Here is a 16,816-nt window from a genome sequence, read left to right as displayed (position 1 = left end):
TATGATGAAAGAGTTAGGCTTTAGTGAGATGGATCAGGTAGCGGGCGCTTCTTTTTCTGGCATCACAACATACATCGGCAACGCGATTATTGATGCCGTTATGATTAGCAACGATATTTTCAACATGTCAGTGGTTTATTCGGTTGGGCGATTCTTTGATTCCGTTGGGTTTGGCAGTTTTCACTATACCCTGGATTCCTGGGGCTATTCCCTGTCTAAACTGGTGGCAGGTATAGGGACAGCGCTGGGCGGCGACGATAGCCGTATAGCCTATCATTTCGATGAAGAGTGGGGTGCCTGATATTAACCGTAATAACCCTCTGTAGTGCTGAGGGTTATTTTACTCTGACGAAACAGCGTTAAAGCTCCAGCTCAATATCCCCTTCTGCCTTACAGCAGCACGGCAGAATTTCACCATCCTTAATAAACGCCAGCGGCTGTGATGAATAGCTGACCTGTCCTTGCAGCAGACCAATCCGGCAGGAGCCGCAATAGCCTTCACGGCACTGGTATTCCACGCAAACCTGGTGAAATTCAAGCGCGTCCAGCAGGGAGCGATGTTCATTATGACAGTGCAGCTGCGTGCCGGAAGCACGCAGTTTAATAATTGGGCCGGTCATGCTTAGAGCTGGAAGTCGTCGAAGTCGTTTTCGCCCACTTCGGAGTCGATCTGACCCACCAGGTAAGAGCTAACCTCTACTTCCTGCGGCGCAACCTGCACGTTGTCGGAAACCAGCCAGGAGTTGATCCACGGAATTGGGTTAGAACGGGTCTTAAACGGCAGCTCCAGCCCAACCGCATTCATGCGGATATTGGTGATGTACTCAATGTACTGGCAAAGAATATCTTTGTTCAGACCGATCATTGAGCCGTCGCGGAACAGATATTCCGCCCACTCTTTTTCCTGCTGCGCTGCCAGCACAAACAGGTCGTAACATTCCTGCTGGCACTCTTTAGCGATCTCAGCCATTTCCGGATCGTCTTCACCGCTGCGTAACAGGTTCAGCATATGCTGCGTGCCGGTCAGATGCAGCGCTTCGTCGCGGGCGATCAGCTTGATAATCTTTGCGTTGCCTTCCATCAGCTCGCGTTCTGCAAAAGCAAAAGAACAGGCGAAGCTAACATAAAAGCGGATGGCTTCCAGCGCGTTTACGCTCATCAGGCAGACGTAAAGCTGCTTTTTCAGCGCCCGCAGATTAACGGTAACGGTTTTGCCGTTAACCTGATGCGTGCCTTCACCCAGCAGATGCCAGTAGTTGGTCATTTCGATCAGGTCGTCGTAGTAACCCGAAATATCTTTGGCGCGCGACAGAATCTGCTCGTTGGTCACGATATCGTCAAACACAATCGCCGGGTCGTTGACGATATTGCGAATGATATGGGTATAGGAGCGCGAGTGGATAGTTTCGGAAAACGCCCAGGTTTCTACCCAGGTTTCCAGCTCGGGAATCGAAATCAGCGGCAGCAGCGCGACGTTTGGACTGCGGCCCTGGATAGAGTCCAGCAGCGTTTGATACTTCAGGTTGCTGATAAAAATGTGCTTTTCGTGATCCGGCAAGCCCTGGTAGTCGATACGGTCGCGCGACACGTCCACTTCTTCCGGACGCCAGAAAAAGGAGAGCTGCTTTTCAATCAGCTTTTCAAAAATACCGTATTTTTGCTGATCGTAGCGGGCGACGTTAACCGGCTGGCCGAAAAACATCGGTTCGTTCAGCTGATCGTTTTTATTTTGCGAGAACGTGGTGTAAGCCATGTCATTATCCAGTGAAGAAGGGCAGAGAAAACCCGGCCCGACAGAAAATCAGGGGGCGATAGTCGCCCCGCTATGGTTAAATTTTGCAGGCGCCGCTTTCACAGCCGTCATCCTGAATGGATGGCGCCAGATCGTCCTGGGCATCTTCTGCACCGTCACGGGTGTTCTGGTAGTACAGCGTTTTCACGCCGAACTTATAGGCGGTCAGCAGATCTTTCAGCAGCTGTTTCATCGGCACGCGACCGTTAGCAAAGCGCGTCGGGTCATAGTTGGTGTTCGACGAAATCGCCTGGTCGATAAACTTCTGCATCAGGCCAACCAGCTGTAAATAGCCGTCGTTGTTTGGCATATCCCACAGCAGCTCATACTGGTCTTTCAGGCGCTCATATTCCGGCACTACCTGACGCAGAATGCCGTCTTTCGACGCTTTAATGCTGATGTGGCCGCGCGGTGGTTCGATGCCGTTAGTCGCATTAGAAATCTGCGACGAGGTTTCTGACGGCATCAGCGCAGAAAGCGTGGAGTTGCGCAGGCCGTGCGTTTTGATCTCTTCGCGCAGCGCTTCCCAGTCCAGATGCAGCGGCTCGTTGCTGATGGCATCCAGGTCTTTCTTATAGGTATCGATCGGCAGAATGCCCTGCGCGTAGGTGGTTTCGTTGAACCACGGGCACGCACCTTGCTCTTTCGCCAGGTCGTTAGAAGCCTTCAGCAAGTAATACTGAATAGCTTCAAAAGTTTTGTGCGTCAGGTTGTTGGCGCTGCCGTCCGAGTAGCGTACGCCGTGCTTCGCCAGATAGTAAGCGAAGTTAATTACGCCGATACCCAGCGTACGACGGCCCATTGCGCCGCGTTTTGCCGCAGGAATCGGGTAATCCTGGTAGTCCAGCAGCGCGTCCAGCGCACGTACGGCCAGCGTTGCCAGCTCTTGCAGATCGTCCAGGCTTTCAATAGCGCCCAGGTTAAACGCCGACAGCGTACACAGCGCGATTTCGCCGTTTTCGTCATTAACGTCCATCAGCGGTTTGGTCGGCAGCGCGATTTCCAGGCAGAGGTTAGACTGGCGGACCGGCGCGATAGCAGGATCGAACGGGCTATGCGTGTTGCAGTGGTCAACGTTCTGAATGTAGATACGGCCGGTAGAGGCACGTTCCTGCATCATCAGCGAGAACAGGTCAACGGCTTTTACACGCTGCTTGCGAATGCTGTCGTCTTTTTCATATTTGGTGTACAGGCGCTCAAACTCTTCCTGATCGGCAAAGAAAGCGTCATACAGGCCCGGCACGTCGGAAGGGCTGAACAGGGTGATCTCTTCGCCTTTCAGCAGACGGGTATACATCAGCTTGTTCAGCTGCACGCCATAGTCCATATGACGCACGCGGTTGCCTTCCACGCCACGGTTGTTTTTCAGCACCAGCAGGCTTTCAACTTCCAGATGCCACATTGGGTAGAACAACGTGGCCGCACCGCCGCGCACGCCGCCTTGCGAACAGGATTTCACCGCAGTCTGGAAATGCTTGTAAAAAGGAATACAGCCGGTGTGGAAAGCTTCCCCGCCGCGGATCGGGCTGCCCAGCGCACGGATGCGGCCAGCGTTGATGCCGATACCGGCGCGCTGTGAAACGTACTTCACAATCGCGCTGGATGTCGCGTTGATAGAGTCCAAGCTGTCGCCGCACTCGATCAGCACGCAAGAGCTGAACTGGCGAGTTGGCGTACGCACGCCGGACATGATTGGCGTCGGCAGTGAAATTTTAAAGGTGGAGATGGCGTCATAAAAACGCTTCACGTAATCCAGACGCGTTTCACGCGGATAGCCGGAGAACAAACAGGCGGCCACCAGAATATAGAGGAACTGCGCGCTTTCGTAGATATCGCCGCTGACGCGGTTCTGTACCAGATACTTACCTTCCAGCTGTTTTACGGCAGCATAAGAGAAGTTCATATCGCGCCAGTGGTCAATAAAGCCGTCCATCAGCTCGAACTCTTCTGCGCTGTAATCTTCCAGCAGGTGACGGTCATATTTGCCCAGGTCCACCATGCGCTTCACCTGATCGTAAAGCTTAGGCGGTTCAAACTGGCCGTATGCTTTTTTACGCAGATGGAAGATTGCCAGGCGGGCGGCCATATACTGATAGTCCGGCGCATCGCGCGAGATCAGGTCGGCAGCGGATTTGATGATCGTTTCATGAATATCAGAGGTCTTGATACCTTCATAAAACTGGATATGAGAACGCAGCTCAACCTGTGAGACGGAAACGTTTTGCAGTCCTTCTGCAGCCCAGTCAAGTACGCGGTGGATTTTATCCAGATTGATGCGTTCGGTGCGGCCATCGCGTTTAGTGACAAGCAGGCTCTGATTCATGTGGCGTTTTTATCCTGTCCGTGAGATCGAAAGTATCCCCCGTTTATGCACAGACTGCTCGGGTGTGAGTAACTCTGTGGATAAACACTATATATAGGGGGTAAGGGAAGTATTGATAACAATATGGTGGTTATTTTAGTAAGTTCTGCGATCTTAACAAGCCTTGACGAAGCGGCAATTTTACTGATCCAGAGCTGGCGGTTTTCCTAAGTCCGCGTTTCTCAAGGCTCCACGTCCTTGTCAACACGCTGGAAAAAAAATTCAAAAAATAGCTGAACGCGGCTTTATTGCTCAGCAGTGAAACCCCGCCGTTTTTTTTGGCGAAAAAGTATACTTCAGATCGCCAGATGCACCAGGCAAACAGCGACTTAAGAAAGACGAAATACTTATAAAGATGAAATAAGAGAAAAAAAGGGGAAGCACCTTACCGGGAGCGCTGCGGCGATTTTTCGTCCGGGAAAGCGTATGTCAGTGCGGTTCTGCGGCAGGGGAGCTTGCCCGCTGTACCGCAAGGGTTGTTACCCGGTACGTTTACCGCAGGGTAAAAGGGAAGCTTTCGTCGAGGTGACAGAAGATTTTTAATTACGGGTCAATAAAAAAATAGCCAAATGGAAGTGTTACTTTTAGTGCGTATTAGCATGATTTTATAGGTTAAGTCTGCAGTAAAAAGGCCACTCATCAAAGTGGCCTCTGTACTGCGAGCTACCCTACAAACAGGCTTTTATAAAATAGGTCAATCGGTAGCCTTACTGGATTTACTAAACCGTTCCAGAAACCAGCTGTAAATATCTTCTAAAAATCGGACACAACCTAGCGATGTAATGACTACTACTGCCCAATGCGAAAAATTCTCTGGTAACTCTAACCAGCCAGAGATGATATGTGCTCCGCTCAATATAGATGCTGCAAATTGAAAACCTACAATAACGACAATTATGTGTCCTGATTTTATCAAAAGCTTTTTTTTTACCACGTGCATTGTCCCGGAGAGATACTTCCTCCTCCATTTGAATTTCGACTGCCAGGATCGCGAACGCAAGAGTTATAAGAGTTAGCGATCATTCCAGACAATACCGCTGCTGGTCCACTTTTTAAACCACCAATTATTCCCGAACCAATATCCATTAAGCATTGGGTACTAACATCCTTATAAATATCTACTGCGGCACCTCTTTGTATAGTAGACTGCCTGCTTCTGCGCCCTGAAAAAGGCCCTTCATTATTGCTGTTGGCATTACCGCCTGAGATTGCATCCCAATATTCAGGACTAATTTCTCTTATCGTCATAATATCCTCCTTGTAATTTCAATTTGAAGTATTTCCCTTTACTGCTTAACAAGGTAATTTCACAATTACATTCTTTTTAACATCAGGTCAAATAATGTGATTTTATGTCAATTGCCATAAAATGAGATGCGCTATCAAGAAGATAGAATCAATAATAGAGTGCTTGCTGCATATTTATGGAATCTTGCATTGATAATACACAAAAAAATATGAGCTCTCTCACAGTGGGAGGATTTAAAACTTCCCTTAAGAACCGCGTTCTTAAGGGAAACAAAATCATTCGGCAGGCGAGTGCGTGTGCACCATATAGTTAACGTCTACGCCAGGCGCCAGCTTAAACTTATTGGTCAGCGGATTATAATGCAGGCCAATCATATGGCGTTCGCGCAGCTGCGTTTCATCAACCCAGTTCAGCAGCTCGCCGGGACGGATAAATTTCTTAATGTCGTGCGTGCCGCGCGGCACCATGCGCAATACGTATTCTGCACCGATGACCGCCATCAGCCAGGATTTGCTGTTGCGGTTGAGCGTAGAGAAAAAGACTTCGCCGCCTGGCTTAACCAGTCTGGCGCAGGCATGCACTACGGAGCGCGGATCCGGCACGTGCTCCAGCATCTCCATACAGGTCACCACGTCATACTGACCGGCAAACTGCTCGGCATGCTCTTCTACCGTTTGCTGCACATACTCTACCTTTACGCCGCTTTCGAGCGCGTGCAGCCGGGCAATCTCCAGCGGTTCCGCACCCATATCCAGGCCGGTGACTTCTGCGCCTTCACGCGCCATGCTCTCGGCCAGAATGCCGCCGCCGCAGCCGACGTCCAGCACCTTTTTGCCAAACAGGCCGTTACTGTGCTGAGCAATATAGCCAAGGCGCAGCGGGTTAATACGGTGAAGCGGCTTAAATTCGCCTTCCAGATCCCACCAGCGTGATGCAACCGCCTCGAATTTAGCAATTTCCTGATGATCCACGTTAGCCGTGGCGCTGTTTTGCTCTGCCTTCATTGTTTTCTGACTCCCTACAGGTTTGGCTTCAGTATACATCTTTCCATGCGGTGAAGGGCAGCGAGCCGCCAATGGCAGAAAAGCGCGCGATTAAAGCGCCGGAAACGATGCTTTCCATTCACCACCAGGCCGAAAGGTGGTATACTTTCGCACCTTTGAATCCGGGTATATTTTAGAAGGAAAGAGCCTGAATGAGTGACCTGGCCAGAGAAATCACACCGGTTAATATTGAAGAAGAGTTAAAAAACTCTTACCTCGATTACGCCATGTCGGTCATTGTTGGCCGTGCATTGCCAGATGTTCGCGATGGCCTGAAACCAGTACACCGTCGTGTACTCTATGCCATGAACGTGCTGGGCAATGACTGGAACAAACCTTATAAAAAGTCCGCCCGTGTTGTCGGCGACGTTATCGGTAAATACCACCCTCACGGCGACACCGCCGTTTATGACACCATTGTCCGTATGGCGCAGCCGTTCTCGCTGCGCTATATGCTGGTAGATGGCCAGGGTAACTTTGGTTCCGTTGACGGCGACTCCGCCGCCGCGATGCGTTATACCGAAGTGCGCATGTCCAAAATCGCCCACGAGCTGCTCTCCGATCTGGAAAAAGAGACCGTTGACTTTGTGCCTAACTACGACGGCACCGAGCAGATCCCGGAAGTCATGCCGACGAAAATCCCGAACCTGCTGGTGAACGGCTCTTCGGGCATCGCGGTAGGGATGGCGACCAATATTCCGCCGCACAACCTGACGGAAGTGATCAACGGCTGCCTGGCCTACATCGAAGATGAAAACATCAGCATTGAAGGGCTGATGGAACACATTCCGGGGCCAGACTTCCCGACAGCCGCCATTATCAACGGCCGTCGCGGTATTGAAGAGGCGTATCGCACCGGGCGCGGCAAAATTTACATCCGCGCGCGTGGCGAAGTCGAAGTCGATGCGAAAACCGGCCGTGAAACCATCATCATTCACGAGATTCCCTATCAGGTGAACAAGGCTCGCCTGATTGAGAAGATGGCTGAGCTGGTTAAAGAGAAGCGTCTGGAAGGGATCAGCGCGCTGCGTGACGAATCAGATAAAGATGGTATGCGCATCGTTATCGAGGTTAAACGCGACGCGGTTGGTGAAGTGGTGCTGAACAACCTCTACTCGCTGACCCAGCTGCAAACCTCTTTCGGCATCAATATGGTGGCGCTGCATCAGGGCCAGCCAAAGATTATGCCGCTGAAGGATATTCTGGAAGCCTTCGTGCGCCACCGTCGTGAAGTGGTGACGCGCCGCACTATCTTTGAACTGCGTAAAGCACGTGACCGCGCGCATATCCTCGAAGCGCTGGCGATAGCGCTGGCTAACATCGATCCGATTATCGAGCTGATCCGCCGTGCGCCAACGCCAGCGGAAGCGAAAGCGGGCCTGGTCGCGCAGCCGTGGGCGCTGGGTAACGTTTCCGCCATGCTGGAGCGTGCCGGTGACAACGCCGCGCGTCCGGAATGGCTGGAAGACGAGTTCGGTATTCGTGACGGCCAGTACTATCTGACCGAGCAGCAGGCTCAGGCTATCCTGGATCTGCGTCTGCAAAAGCTGACCGGTCTGGAGCATGAAAAGCTGCTGGACGAGTACAAAGAGCTGCTGGAGCAGATTGCCGAGCTGATTCATATTCTGGAAAGCGCCGAGCGCCTGATGGAAGTGATCCGCGAGGAGCTGGAGCTGGTTCGCGATCAGTTCGGCGACAAGCGCCGTACCGAAATCACCGCCAACAGCGCCGATATCAATATCGAAGATCTGATCAACCAGGAAGACGTTGTCGTTACGCTGTCTCATCAGGGCTACGTGAAGTACCAGCCTCTGACGGATTACGAAGCGCAGCGTCGCGGTGGCAAAGGCAAATCGGCAGCACGCATCAAAGAAGAAGACTTTATCGATCGTCTGCTGGTGGCCAATACCCACGACACGATCCTCTGTTTCTCGAGCCGTGGCCGTCTCTACTGGATGAAGGTTTACCAGCTGCCGGAAGCGAGCCGTGGCGCGCGTGGACGTCCTATCGTCAACCTGCTGCCGCTGGAAGCTAACGAACGCATCACCGCAATCCTGCCGGTGCGTGAATATGCTGAAGGCTGGAATATCTTTATGGCGACCGCCAGCGGCACCGTGAAGAAAACCGCGCTGACCGAGTTTAGCCGTCCGCGCAGCGCCGGTATCATCGCCGTCAACCTGCGTGAAGACGATGAGCTGATTGGCGTGTCGCTGACTAACGGTAGCGACGAAGCCATGCTGTTCTCTGCAGCGGGTAAAGTGGTGCGCTTTGCAGAAAGCGCGGTGCGTGCCATGGGCCGTACGGCTTCGGGCGTACGCGGTATCAAGCTGGCCGAAGGCGATCGCGTCGTGTCGCTAATCGTGCCGCGTGACGAGGGTGCCATCCTGACGGTTACGCAGAACGGTTACGGTAAACGTACCGCCAACAGCGAATACCCGACCAAGTCTCGTGCTACCCAGGGCGTTATTTCGATCAAGGTGACCGATCGTAACGGTCCGGTCATTGGCGCGGTACAGGTTGTCGACAGCGATCAGATTATGATGATCACCGACGCTGGTACGCTGGTTCGCACGCGCGTTTCTGAGGTCAGCGTGGTAGGGCGTAACACCCAGGGTGTTATCCTGATCCGCACCGCTGAAGATGAAAACGTGGTGGGCCTGCAGCGCGTAGCTGAACCGGTAGCGGAAGAAGAGCTGGACGCTATCGACGGCAGCGTGGCGGAGGGCGACGACGATATCGCGCCGGAAGTCATCGAGGACGATGCGCCAGAAAACGACGAAGAAGAATAAATTCGTTTGCTGTGCGCCTGAAAAGCCGGTTCCCTGAACCGGCTTTTTTTATGTCCTTTTTTCGTAGCCACGGCGGCAGGTAATAAACTGGAAGCCGCTACGCAATATTGGTAGCAAAACCTGACGATAAATCAGGGGAATGATATACAGACGGGGCACGTAAAGGAGGTACCTATGCAAATCAGGATTGCACGTTATTTTGCATTGCCAGGCAAAGCGGAGCGCTATCTGGTTACGGTCCAGAAGCGGGACGGCAGAAGCCGGGCCTATATGGTTGAAATTAATCCGCTGCATTCGGCCATGCACTTTCTGTTTACCGGGCAGTGGTCGCAGTATTACGTTGAGAACTTTGCCTGGATGGTGAGCTTCTACCCGCATGAAAGGTTACTGTTTCCGGGGAGCAAAGGCCGTTTTAAAGCGGACAGCGCGATGGGATTCAATCGTAAGGAACTGAACAAGCTGCTGGTTCAGGGCATTGGCGCAGTCATTGTCGACTTCTCGCGGCATCGTCAGCCCATGATGCTGACCGCGGTAGCCATCCGGAAAAATCTGGGCAGGCTGTACTATCGTCTTTTTCTGCGGCACGCCAGAGCAGCGGGCTATTTTTATCATCAAAGCTATGCGCAGGAGGCGCTCTATGTCATCGAAAAGCAGTGGAAAAACACCGAGTCCGCAAAAACCGTCAGGCAGGCCGTCCAGAGACGAAATTGTCGCCCTGGCACTCGGCTGTATGTGTGAAAATGCGGAAAAGCTGGCCCGGCAGGTCCGTCAGAACGGCGGGACCGGCGGATACATCTGCCTGAATCGGCGCGGTTCGGAAAAATCTTAAGCGAAGAGGCTATTTTAAGCATAAAACCGTCCTTTAAACCGACAGGTAACTGGCTTTTTTAGCCCTGTGGCGGTACTGTAGCGGGATCGAAATTGTCATCAGACCAGTCGCTACTGTAGGTTCCGCTTGAAATACTTAGTCTCGTTCAGAACAACGTTAAGGATCTCCCGTTACCTGTTCCGGGCATTAGCACTGATGCTCTGGACATTGGGCGCGCTGCTGACCACGTTTTACATCATTAACGTTCTGCATGAAAAAGAAACCCAGGTTCGCCAGGAGTTTAATACGGATTTCGAGCAGGCGCAGTGGTACATTCGCCATTCCGCTGACGTTACGCGCGAGCTGAAGTACATTGCGGAAAATCGCCTCAACGCTTCGGCCAACGGCCTGGACGTGCTGAACGGCGTTTTTACTGGCAAAACTACGCCGCCGCAGTTTTATCCGCTTTACTCGGACTCGGACTGTAGCGCCATGAGCGGCACCTGGCGTAATTCGCTGGAATCGCTCAGCTATTTCCTTCATTACTGGAAGACGAACTTTGCCTCTGCCTACGAGCTTAACCGCGTATTTTTTATCGGTGGGAAAAGCCTGTGTCTGGCGGACTTTGGCATAGGTAATGCCTCCAGCCGTGAACGCGCGCTAAAGTCGCTGCACGAACGCGTGCTTAAGTATCGCAACGGCAATGAAGAAGAGCGGAAAAACAGCTTTTTCTGGGTGGCCTCCACGGGGCAGCCGGGCTCAGGCTATTACTACATGGTGACGCCTGTTTATACGGGGAGCAAAATGACCGCGCTGCTGGGCATTGAGCAAGTCATCCGGCTGGACGAATTTATTATTCCCGGCAGCTTCCCGGTTAATACCACGCTGCTGGATGCTAATGGCCAGCGCGTTCTCTCCTCTTCATCGACCGGCAGCCGCATTTCGCTTGACGATTTGCCTGATGACAGTAACTGGTTTGGCTATATCAACGGCTATAAGCAGCTGGTAATGAAGAAAAAGCTGACGCCGTCTACGCTCAGCGTTGTCTATTCGGTACAGACCGACGAGATGGTTGAAAAGCTAAAGATGCTGATCATCAACTCGATTCTACTGAACGTAATCAGCGCTATTATCCTGTTTTCGCTGGCCTGGCTGTTTGAACGGCGCATGTTTTTACCGGCGGAAGACAACGCTCACCGGCTGGAAGAGCACGAGCAGTTCAACCGTAAAATCGTGGCTTCCGCGCCGGTAGGTATCTGTATCTTACGCACCAGCGACGGCACTAACATTCTGAGTAACGAGCTGGCGCATAACTACCTCAGCATGCTGACGCAGGAAGACAGGCAGCGGCTGACGGAGATTATCTGCGGCCAGCAGGTCAATTTTGTTGATGTGCTGACCGGCAGCAATACCAACCTGCAAATCAGCTTTGTGCATTCACGCTATCGCAATGAAAACGTGGCGATTTGCGTACTGGTCGACGTCAGCGCCCGCGTTAAAATGGAAGAGTCGCTGCAGGAGATGGCGCAGGCGGCCGAGCAGGCGAGCCAGTCGAAGTCGATGTTCCTGGCCACCGTCAGCCACGAGCTGCGTACGCCGCTGTATGGCATTATCGGCAACCTGGATCTGCTGCAAACCCGCGCGCTGCCTAAAGGCGTCGAGTCGCTGGTGACGGCAATGAATAACTCTTCCAGCCTGCTGCTAAAAATTATCAGCGATATTCTCGACTTCTCTAAAATTGAGTCGGAGCAGCTGCGTATTGAACCGCGTGAGTTTGCACCGCGTGAGGTAATCACGCATATCGCCTCTAATTATCTGGCGATGGTAGTGAAGAAGCGGCTGACGCTCTGGTGCTTTATCAACAGCGACGTACCGGTGACGCTGGAAGGCGATCCTATTCGTTTACAGCAGGTCATTTCAAACCTGCTCAATAACGCGATTAAATTTACCCATACCGGCGGCATTATTCTCCAGGCCTGGGTTAAAGATGGCTATCTGGCTTTTCGCGTGCGCGACACCGGGGTAGGCATTCCGGCAAAAGAGATTACTCGTCTGTTCGATCCTTTCTTCCAGGTGGGCAGCGGCGTTCAGCGCAATTTCCAGGGAACCGGGCTGGGCCTGGCAATCTGCGAAAAGCTTATCAACATGATGGATGGCGATATTGAGGTGGATTCCGAGCCCGGGATGGGCAGCCAGTTTATCGTGCGCATTCCGCTCTATAACAGCAAGGTGAAAAAGCCGTTACGCCACGATGGCCTGCAGGGGAAAAAATGCTGGCTGGAGCTGCGCAACGAGGAGCTGGCCAGCTTCCTTGTAAAGCTGCTGGATGAGCATGGCCTGATCGTTGAACGTTTGCAGGAGCAAAGCCGCTGCGAAGCGGATGACGTTATCGTCACGGATTACGATTTTACTACTCAGCAGCCGCACCGCGCGACGATTCGCTTTGACGGTAGCCATAACGACGGCCCGCAGGAGCTGTCTACGGGGCGCTGGGTATACGGCACCACGACGCCGCACGAGCTGCCCGCGCTGCTGGGAAGGATCTATCGCGTTGAGGTAGAAATGCCGAATGCGCCATCGGGGCTGCCGGAAACGGAAGAGAAAAGCGTCAGCAACGAAGATATTCTTATTCTGGTGGTGGATGACCATCCTATTAACCGCATGCTGCTTTCCGATCAGCTTGGCTCGCTGGGTTACAGGGTCAAGACCGCACAGGATGGCGTAGACGCGTTGAACGTGTTGAGCCGCAACGACATTGATATCGTCCTGACCGACGTAAATATGCCGAATATGGACGGCTATCGCCTTGCACAGCGGCTGCGCCAGCTGGGGCTGACCTTCCCGGTGGTGGGCGTCACGGCTAACGCGCTGGCAGAAGAGAAGCAGCGCTGTATGGAAGCGGGCATGGATAACTGTCTGTCGAAGCCGGTGACGCTGGATACGCTACAGCAAACGCTGGCGTTCTATGCCGAGCGGGTGAGAAAAGGGCGGGAGGGATAACTGTCTGTCGAAGCCGGTGACGCTGAATACGCTACAGCAAACGCTGGCGTTCTATGCCGGGCGGGTGAGAAAAGGGCGGGAGGGATAACGGCTATCTGCCCGTTGTAATCTGCTTTGAGGGCAGAGTAACGCCCATAAAAAAACGGGCCTGACGCGATGTCAGGCCCGTTGTCGATCGGCCGCAGGGGCAACCGCGCGTTTGCTTAGTCCTTGTCTACCGGCATGGTGCTGACGGAAGAGAGGTAGTTCAGCAGCGCAATATCGTTGTCCACGCCCAGCTTCATCATCGCTGACTTCTTCTGGCTACTGATGGTTTTGATGCTGCGGTTTAACTTCTTGGCGATTTCAGTTACCAGGAAGCCTTCAGCGAACAAACGCAGTACTTCACTTTCCTTTGGTGAAAGGCGTTTGTCGCCGTAGCCGCCAGCGCTGATTTTCTCCAGCAGCTTAGCCACGCTTTCCGGCGTGTATTTTTTCCCTTTTTGCAGTGCGGCCAGCGCTTTTGGCAAATCGGTTGGCGCGCCTTGCTTCAGCACGATCCCCTCAATGTCCAGATCCAGCACGGCGCTGAGGATTGCCGGGTTATTGTTCATGGTCAGAACGATAATTGACAGGTCCGGATAGTGGCGCTTGATATATTTGATTAGCGTAATGCCGTCGCCATACTTTTCGCCCGGCATTGACAGATCGGTAATCAGAACGTTGGCGTCCAGCTTGGAGAGACTGTTGATTAATGCTGTGGAATCTTCGAACTCACCGACAACATTGACCCATTCAATCTGTTCGAGTGACTTACGAATGCCGAACAGAACAATAGGATGGTCGTCGGCAATAATTACATTCAGGTTGTTCATATTATTGGTTACCTTGCTGCAGCAGCTCATTGACGTAGCGGTCGATGTCGCTGGTGGTATTTTTAATGTTTGAATTGTCACACTCGGTTATGTGCTGTTCTAACGTTTCACAAAGCTGCTTGCCCGGTGTCAAATTAAGCATGGCAAACACGCCCTTCAGGCGATGTGCAGTCTGAGCAAGCGAACTTAAGTCCCTTTCCGCCGCCTCATTATACAATCTCTTTACATCATCTGGTACTGTCTCAACAAACAGTTGGAAGTAGCCTGGCGCAAACAGCTGCGCAGGTTGTTCCTCTTCTTCGGGTTCGTCCAGGGCCAGCTGAAGCTCAATAAGCTGTAGCAACGCATCCTGCATTGCGCTGCTGATATTGAAGTTCACCCTGAAGCGATCGCGAGAAAGTGCCGTATAGCCCGCCTCATCATCCGTAAGCAGCAGCGACCACGCGGTCATACTGGCCGGATCGTCCGTGACCAGCACATCGTGATCCTGACCAGAAAAACGCTCATCAGGAGTGATACAGCTGGCTCCCCAGTTTTCCAGTTGGTGAACCACTATTTTTCTTATTTCATCCACGTTGATATCAATCAGCGCGGTCAGGCCTTCCAGCAGCTTCTCTTCCCGATCCTGCTGGTGCTCCTGCGGCGCATGTACCTGAATGCTGTAGCGCGTGCCGATATCGGGGCGTGCAACAATTTCCAGATGACCGCCAAGCTGTTTACATAACTGTTTACACAGGAAGAAAGCCAGACCGGAAGCCTGCCCAAAGCGATCCTGACTGGTTTCGCCAAGGAACGGGAAATCGGTATTGCCCATTTCGTCTACCGTCAGGCCAGCGCCGGTATCGACCATCTCAATAGCCAGCCGATCGGGCCTGTCGGCAGGATGGCTGACCTCAATAGAGATCCTGCCCCAGCTGGTGCTGGTGATAGAGTAGTGCAGCAACGTGGTCAAAATTTTGAAAATGGCCCGCCGATCGCCAAAGCGGTTTTCATCGCTGCTAAGGCGGTTACTGACCACCAGCCTGAGTCCTTTGCGGCGCAGCGAGGGGAGGGCTTCCGTTACCAGCTCGTCAAGCACGCTCTGTAGATTGAAAGCGCCCGCATCCGGTGCCCAGTCGTGGGTTTCCAGCCGGTTCAGCAGCACGATATCATCCACCAGGCGTCGCAGCGCCTGTGACTCCTGCAGCGCATCATCCAGCTTCTCGCCGGGCTGAGCCGTTTCGATAGCCTGCAGCTGGTCGATAATGCTGCTTAATGGCCGGTTCAGCGCGTGCCCCAGATTTTGCAGCAGCTGCTGGCGCGTCTGGTGGCTCTTATCCAGCACCTGCTGGGCCTTCTGTAATTTTTTGTTGACCAGCAGTTCACGATCCTGGTCACGCATCATAAACAGCTGGGTATTGGCGGCCAGCATGCTGCGCGCATGGCGAATTTCGTACACTTCGTTATTCACCGTGGCCTGCAACACGCCCTGGTGCTGGTCGGACATGTTAATGATTTTTTGTAAATTAAGATGCGGCAAAAGATGCTCAGCAATCTTATTGCTGATGATGGTGCGGTTGCTGGCAAAGTCATACACCAGCAGGCCAACGGGCAGGCTTGCCACAATTTCATCATTCAGGATACGCAGAGAGTCCAGTTCGGCGCTCTGGTTTTCGTTAGGACGTAGCGATTGCTGGCGTAATAAAAAGAGACCGGCCAGCGACAGCAGCAGCAGCACAAAGTTTGCCAACAGCGGCCACATCAGATTGCGCAGCGTATCCACCACCAGGCCCACCAGCGGCACGCGATAGACCAGCTGTAGCGGCGTGCTGGTCAACGAGGCGGCGATCTCAATGTTAGGATTGAGTAGCGTAACCTTGGTACTGTGGGTGCCGTCATCATTATCTGCCGTGCTGCCGGTGCCGCTCATATCCTGCTTCAGCTGAAAGTTTTCCAGCGGCATGTTGAGCGGGATAAGATCGTTGATTGGCAGATCGAAAGCGACAACCGTTGCCAGATGTCCTGGCTGGTTGAAGGTGGTGCGCACGGTAAAGTAGTGATCGTTTTGCCAGGTAAACCGACGCAGCGGCGAAAAACTCTCCCGCTCGTCCAGCGCGTTGGCCTGTTGCAGCATCTCTGCGCGCCGCGCGTCGACAATCGTGCTGATGGCACTTTCTTTATAACGCGTCGCCATATCTTTCAGCGGCAGGGTAGAGATTAAAATCAGGCTGTTATCCTGACCATTCAGGAAGTACATCGACCAGGTGCTGTTTTCCGCGCCCCACAGCGTGTCCAGATAGTTGGACATACGCAGCGTCATATCCAGCGTACTGCCGTCGTGTGAACCAAAAATCAACGATTCGGTTTTGCGCCGGGTTTTTTCAAGATAGTAAACGTCCGGACGCAGGCGGGTTTCCTGCAGGCTATTGGGCGTTGCACCAGCGGCGCTGGCCGCAAGATTTTCATAAATCTGCCAGGTAGCGAAACGGTAGGTGTCAATGCGCTTCTGCATGGCGTGGGCGATATCCGCCATCGCGTAACGTTTATCGGTCAGCCAGGCGTTAACGGCGTTATGGATCATAAATCCTGATGCCAGCAGCAGCACCAGAATAAATATCGCAAAAAAGCGGGTAACGTTGCCCGAAGTCAGTGGAAATTTATAAGGCATCATATAGCCAGGCCCCAGTTAACGAGTCAGCCGGGCGCTGCGGAACAGCGCCAGCGAGCGGGCAAGCGGTAAAACAGACGTCAGGTACCGTTTCCGCCGCAAACGGTTCGGGATTACCTTGCGCTAAATTTACGCCCAAAGGCCGTAATATTCTCGCAGAAAAAGCGTACTGGGTGGCCAGCGCGCTGGCGGTCGGTCTGGCGTCCTGAGTCGTCATAGTTTCCGTTAAAAGCTTGTCGCAGTAAGCGCTACTTTTTATCACATTTCGTAAA

The 16,816-nt window shown here is 52.9% G+C and carries 11 protein-coding genes; 4 read left to right on the top strand and 7 right to left on the bottom strand.

Going from position 1 to position 16,816, the window contains the following annotated elements:
• Position 1: 1 nt before the first annotated feature.
• Positions 2–301 (top strand): hypothetical protein, encoded by a 300-nt coding sequence (locus KUE00_RS02695; RefSeq protein ID WP_246757941.1) that lies wholly within the window; start codon positions 2–4, stop codon positions 299–301.
• Positions 302–359: 58 nt separating this feature from the next.
• On the opposite strand, the gene yfaE is transcribed toward KUE00_RS02695, so the two are convergent.
• The 5 genes from yfaE to ubiG all read right to left on the bottom strand — a co-directional run bounded on the left by yfaE (position 360) and on the right by ubiG (position 6,407).
• Positions 360–620, bottom strand: a complete 261-nt coding sequence (yfaE, locus tag KUE00_RS02690) for a class I ribonucleotide reductase maintenance protein YfaE (RefSeq protein WP_246757940.1) — start codon at positions 618–620, stop codon at positions 360–362.
• Between the two features lie 2 nt (positions 621–622).
• On the bottom strand, positions 623–1,753 hold the full coding sequence (nrdB, locus tag KUE00_RS02685) for a class Ia ribonucleoside-diphosphate reductase subunit beta (RefSeq protein ID WP_246757939.1): 1,131 nt from the start codon (positions 1,751–1,753) through the stop codon (positions 623–625).
• A 76-nt stretch (positions 1,754–1,829) separates the two neighbouring features.
• Positions 1,830–4,115 (bottom strand): class 1a ribonucleoside-diphosphate reductase subunit alpha, encoded by a 2,286-nt coding sequence (gene nrdA, locus KUE00_RS02680; RefSeq protein ID WP_246757938.1) that lies wholly within the window; start codon positions 4,113–4,115, stop codon positions 1,830–1,832.
• A 966-nt stretch (positions 4,116–5,081) separates the two neighbouring features.
• A complete protein-coding gene (locus tag KUE00_RS02675; protein WP_246757937.1) occupies positions 5,082–5,402 on the bottom strand; it encodes a hypothetical protein in 321 nt (106 codons plus the stop codon).
• 276 nt (positions 5,403–5,678) lie between these two features.
• Complete coding sequence (ubiG, locus tag KUE00_RS02670; RefSeq protein ID WP_246757936.1) at positions 5,679–6,407, bottom strand: bifunctional 2-polyprenyl-6-hydroxyphenol methylase/3-demethylubiquinol 3-O-methyltransferase UbiG; 729 nt, start codon at positions 6,405–6,407, stop codon at positions 5,679–5,681.
• 191 nt (positions 6,408–6,598) lie between these two features.
• Between ubiG and gyrA the strand changes: the two genes are divergently transcribed.
• From gyrA to rcsC, 3 genes are all read left to right on the top strand, one after another.
• The gene (gene gyrA / locus KUE00_RS02665) at positions 6,599–9,235 is read left to right on the top strand and encodes a DNA topoisomerase (ATP-hydrolyzing) subunit A (protein WP_246757935.1); all 2,637 of its coding nucleotides are present in this window, start codon (positions 6,599–6,601) and stop codon (positions 9,233–9,235) included.
• 174 nt (positions 9,236–9,409) lie between these two features.
• Positions 9,410–9,973, top strand: coding sequence for a hypothetical protein (locus KUE00_RS02660; protein WP_246757934.1), 564 nt, complete (start codon positions 9,410–9,412; stop codon positions 9,971–9,973).
• Positions 9,974–10,190: 217 nt separating this feature from the next.
• Positions 10,191–13,043: a two-component system sensor histidine kinase RcsC gene (gene rcsC / locus KUE00_RS02655; RefSeq protein ID WP_246757933.1), complete on the top strand. Its 2,853-nt coding sequence runs from the start codon at positions 10,191–10,193 to the stop codon at positions 13,041–13,043.
• 203 nt (positions 13,044–13,246) lie between these two features.
• On the opposite strand, the gene rcsB is transcribed toward rcsC, so the two are convergent.
• Both rcsB and rcsD read right to left on the bottom strand, forming a co-directional pair.
• Entirely contained in the window at positions 13,247–13,897 is a 651-nt protein-coding gene (rcsB, locus tag KUE00_RS02650; protein WP_034938033.1) for a response regulator transcription factor RcsB, read from the bottom strand.
• Between the two features lies 1 nt (position 13,898).
• Entirely contained in the window at positions 13,899–16,547 is a 2,649-nt protein-coding gene (gene rcsD, locus KUE00_RS02645) for a phosphotransferase RcsD (RefSeq protein WP_246757932.1), read from the bottom strand.
• Positions 16,548–16,816 lie beyond the last annotated feature (269 nt).

Origin of the sequence: Erwinia phyllosphaerae, assembly GCF_019132875.1 — a bacterium.
Lineage (GTDB): Bacteria > Pseudomonadota > Gammaproteobacteria > Enterobacterales > Enterobacteriaceae > Erwinia > Erwinia phyllosphaerae.
Note: the sequence above shows the minus strand (reverse complement) of the source record. Positions and strands in the feature narration are given on the sequence as shown.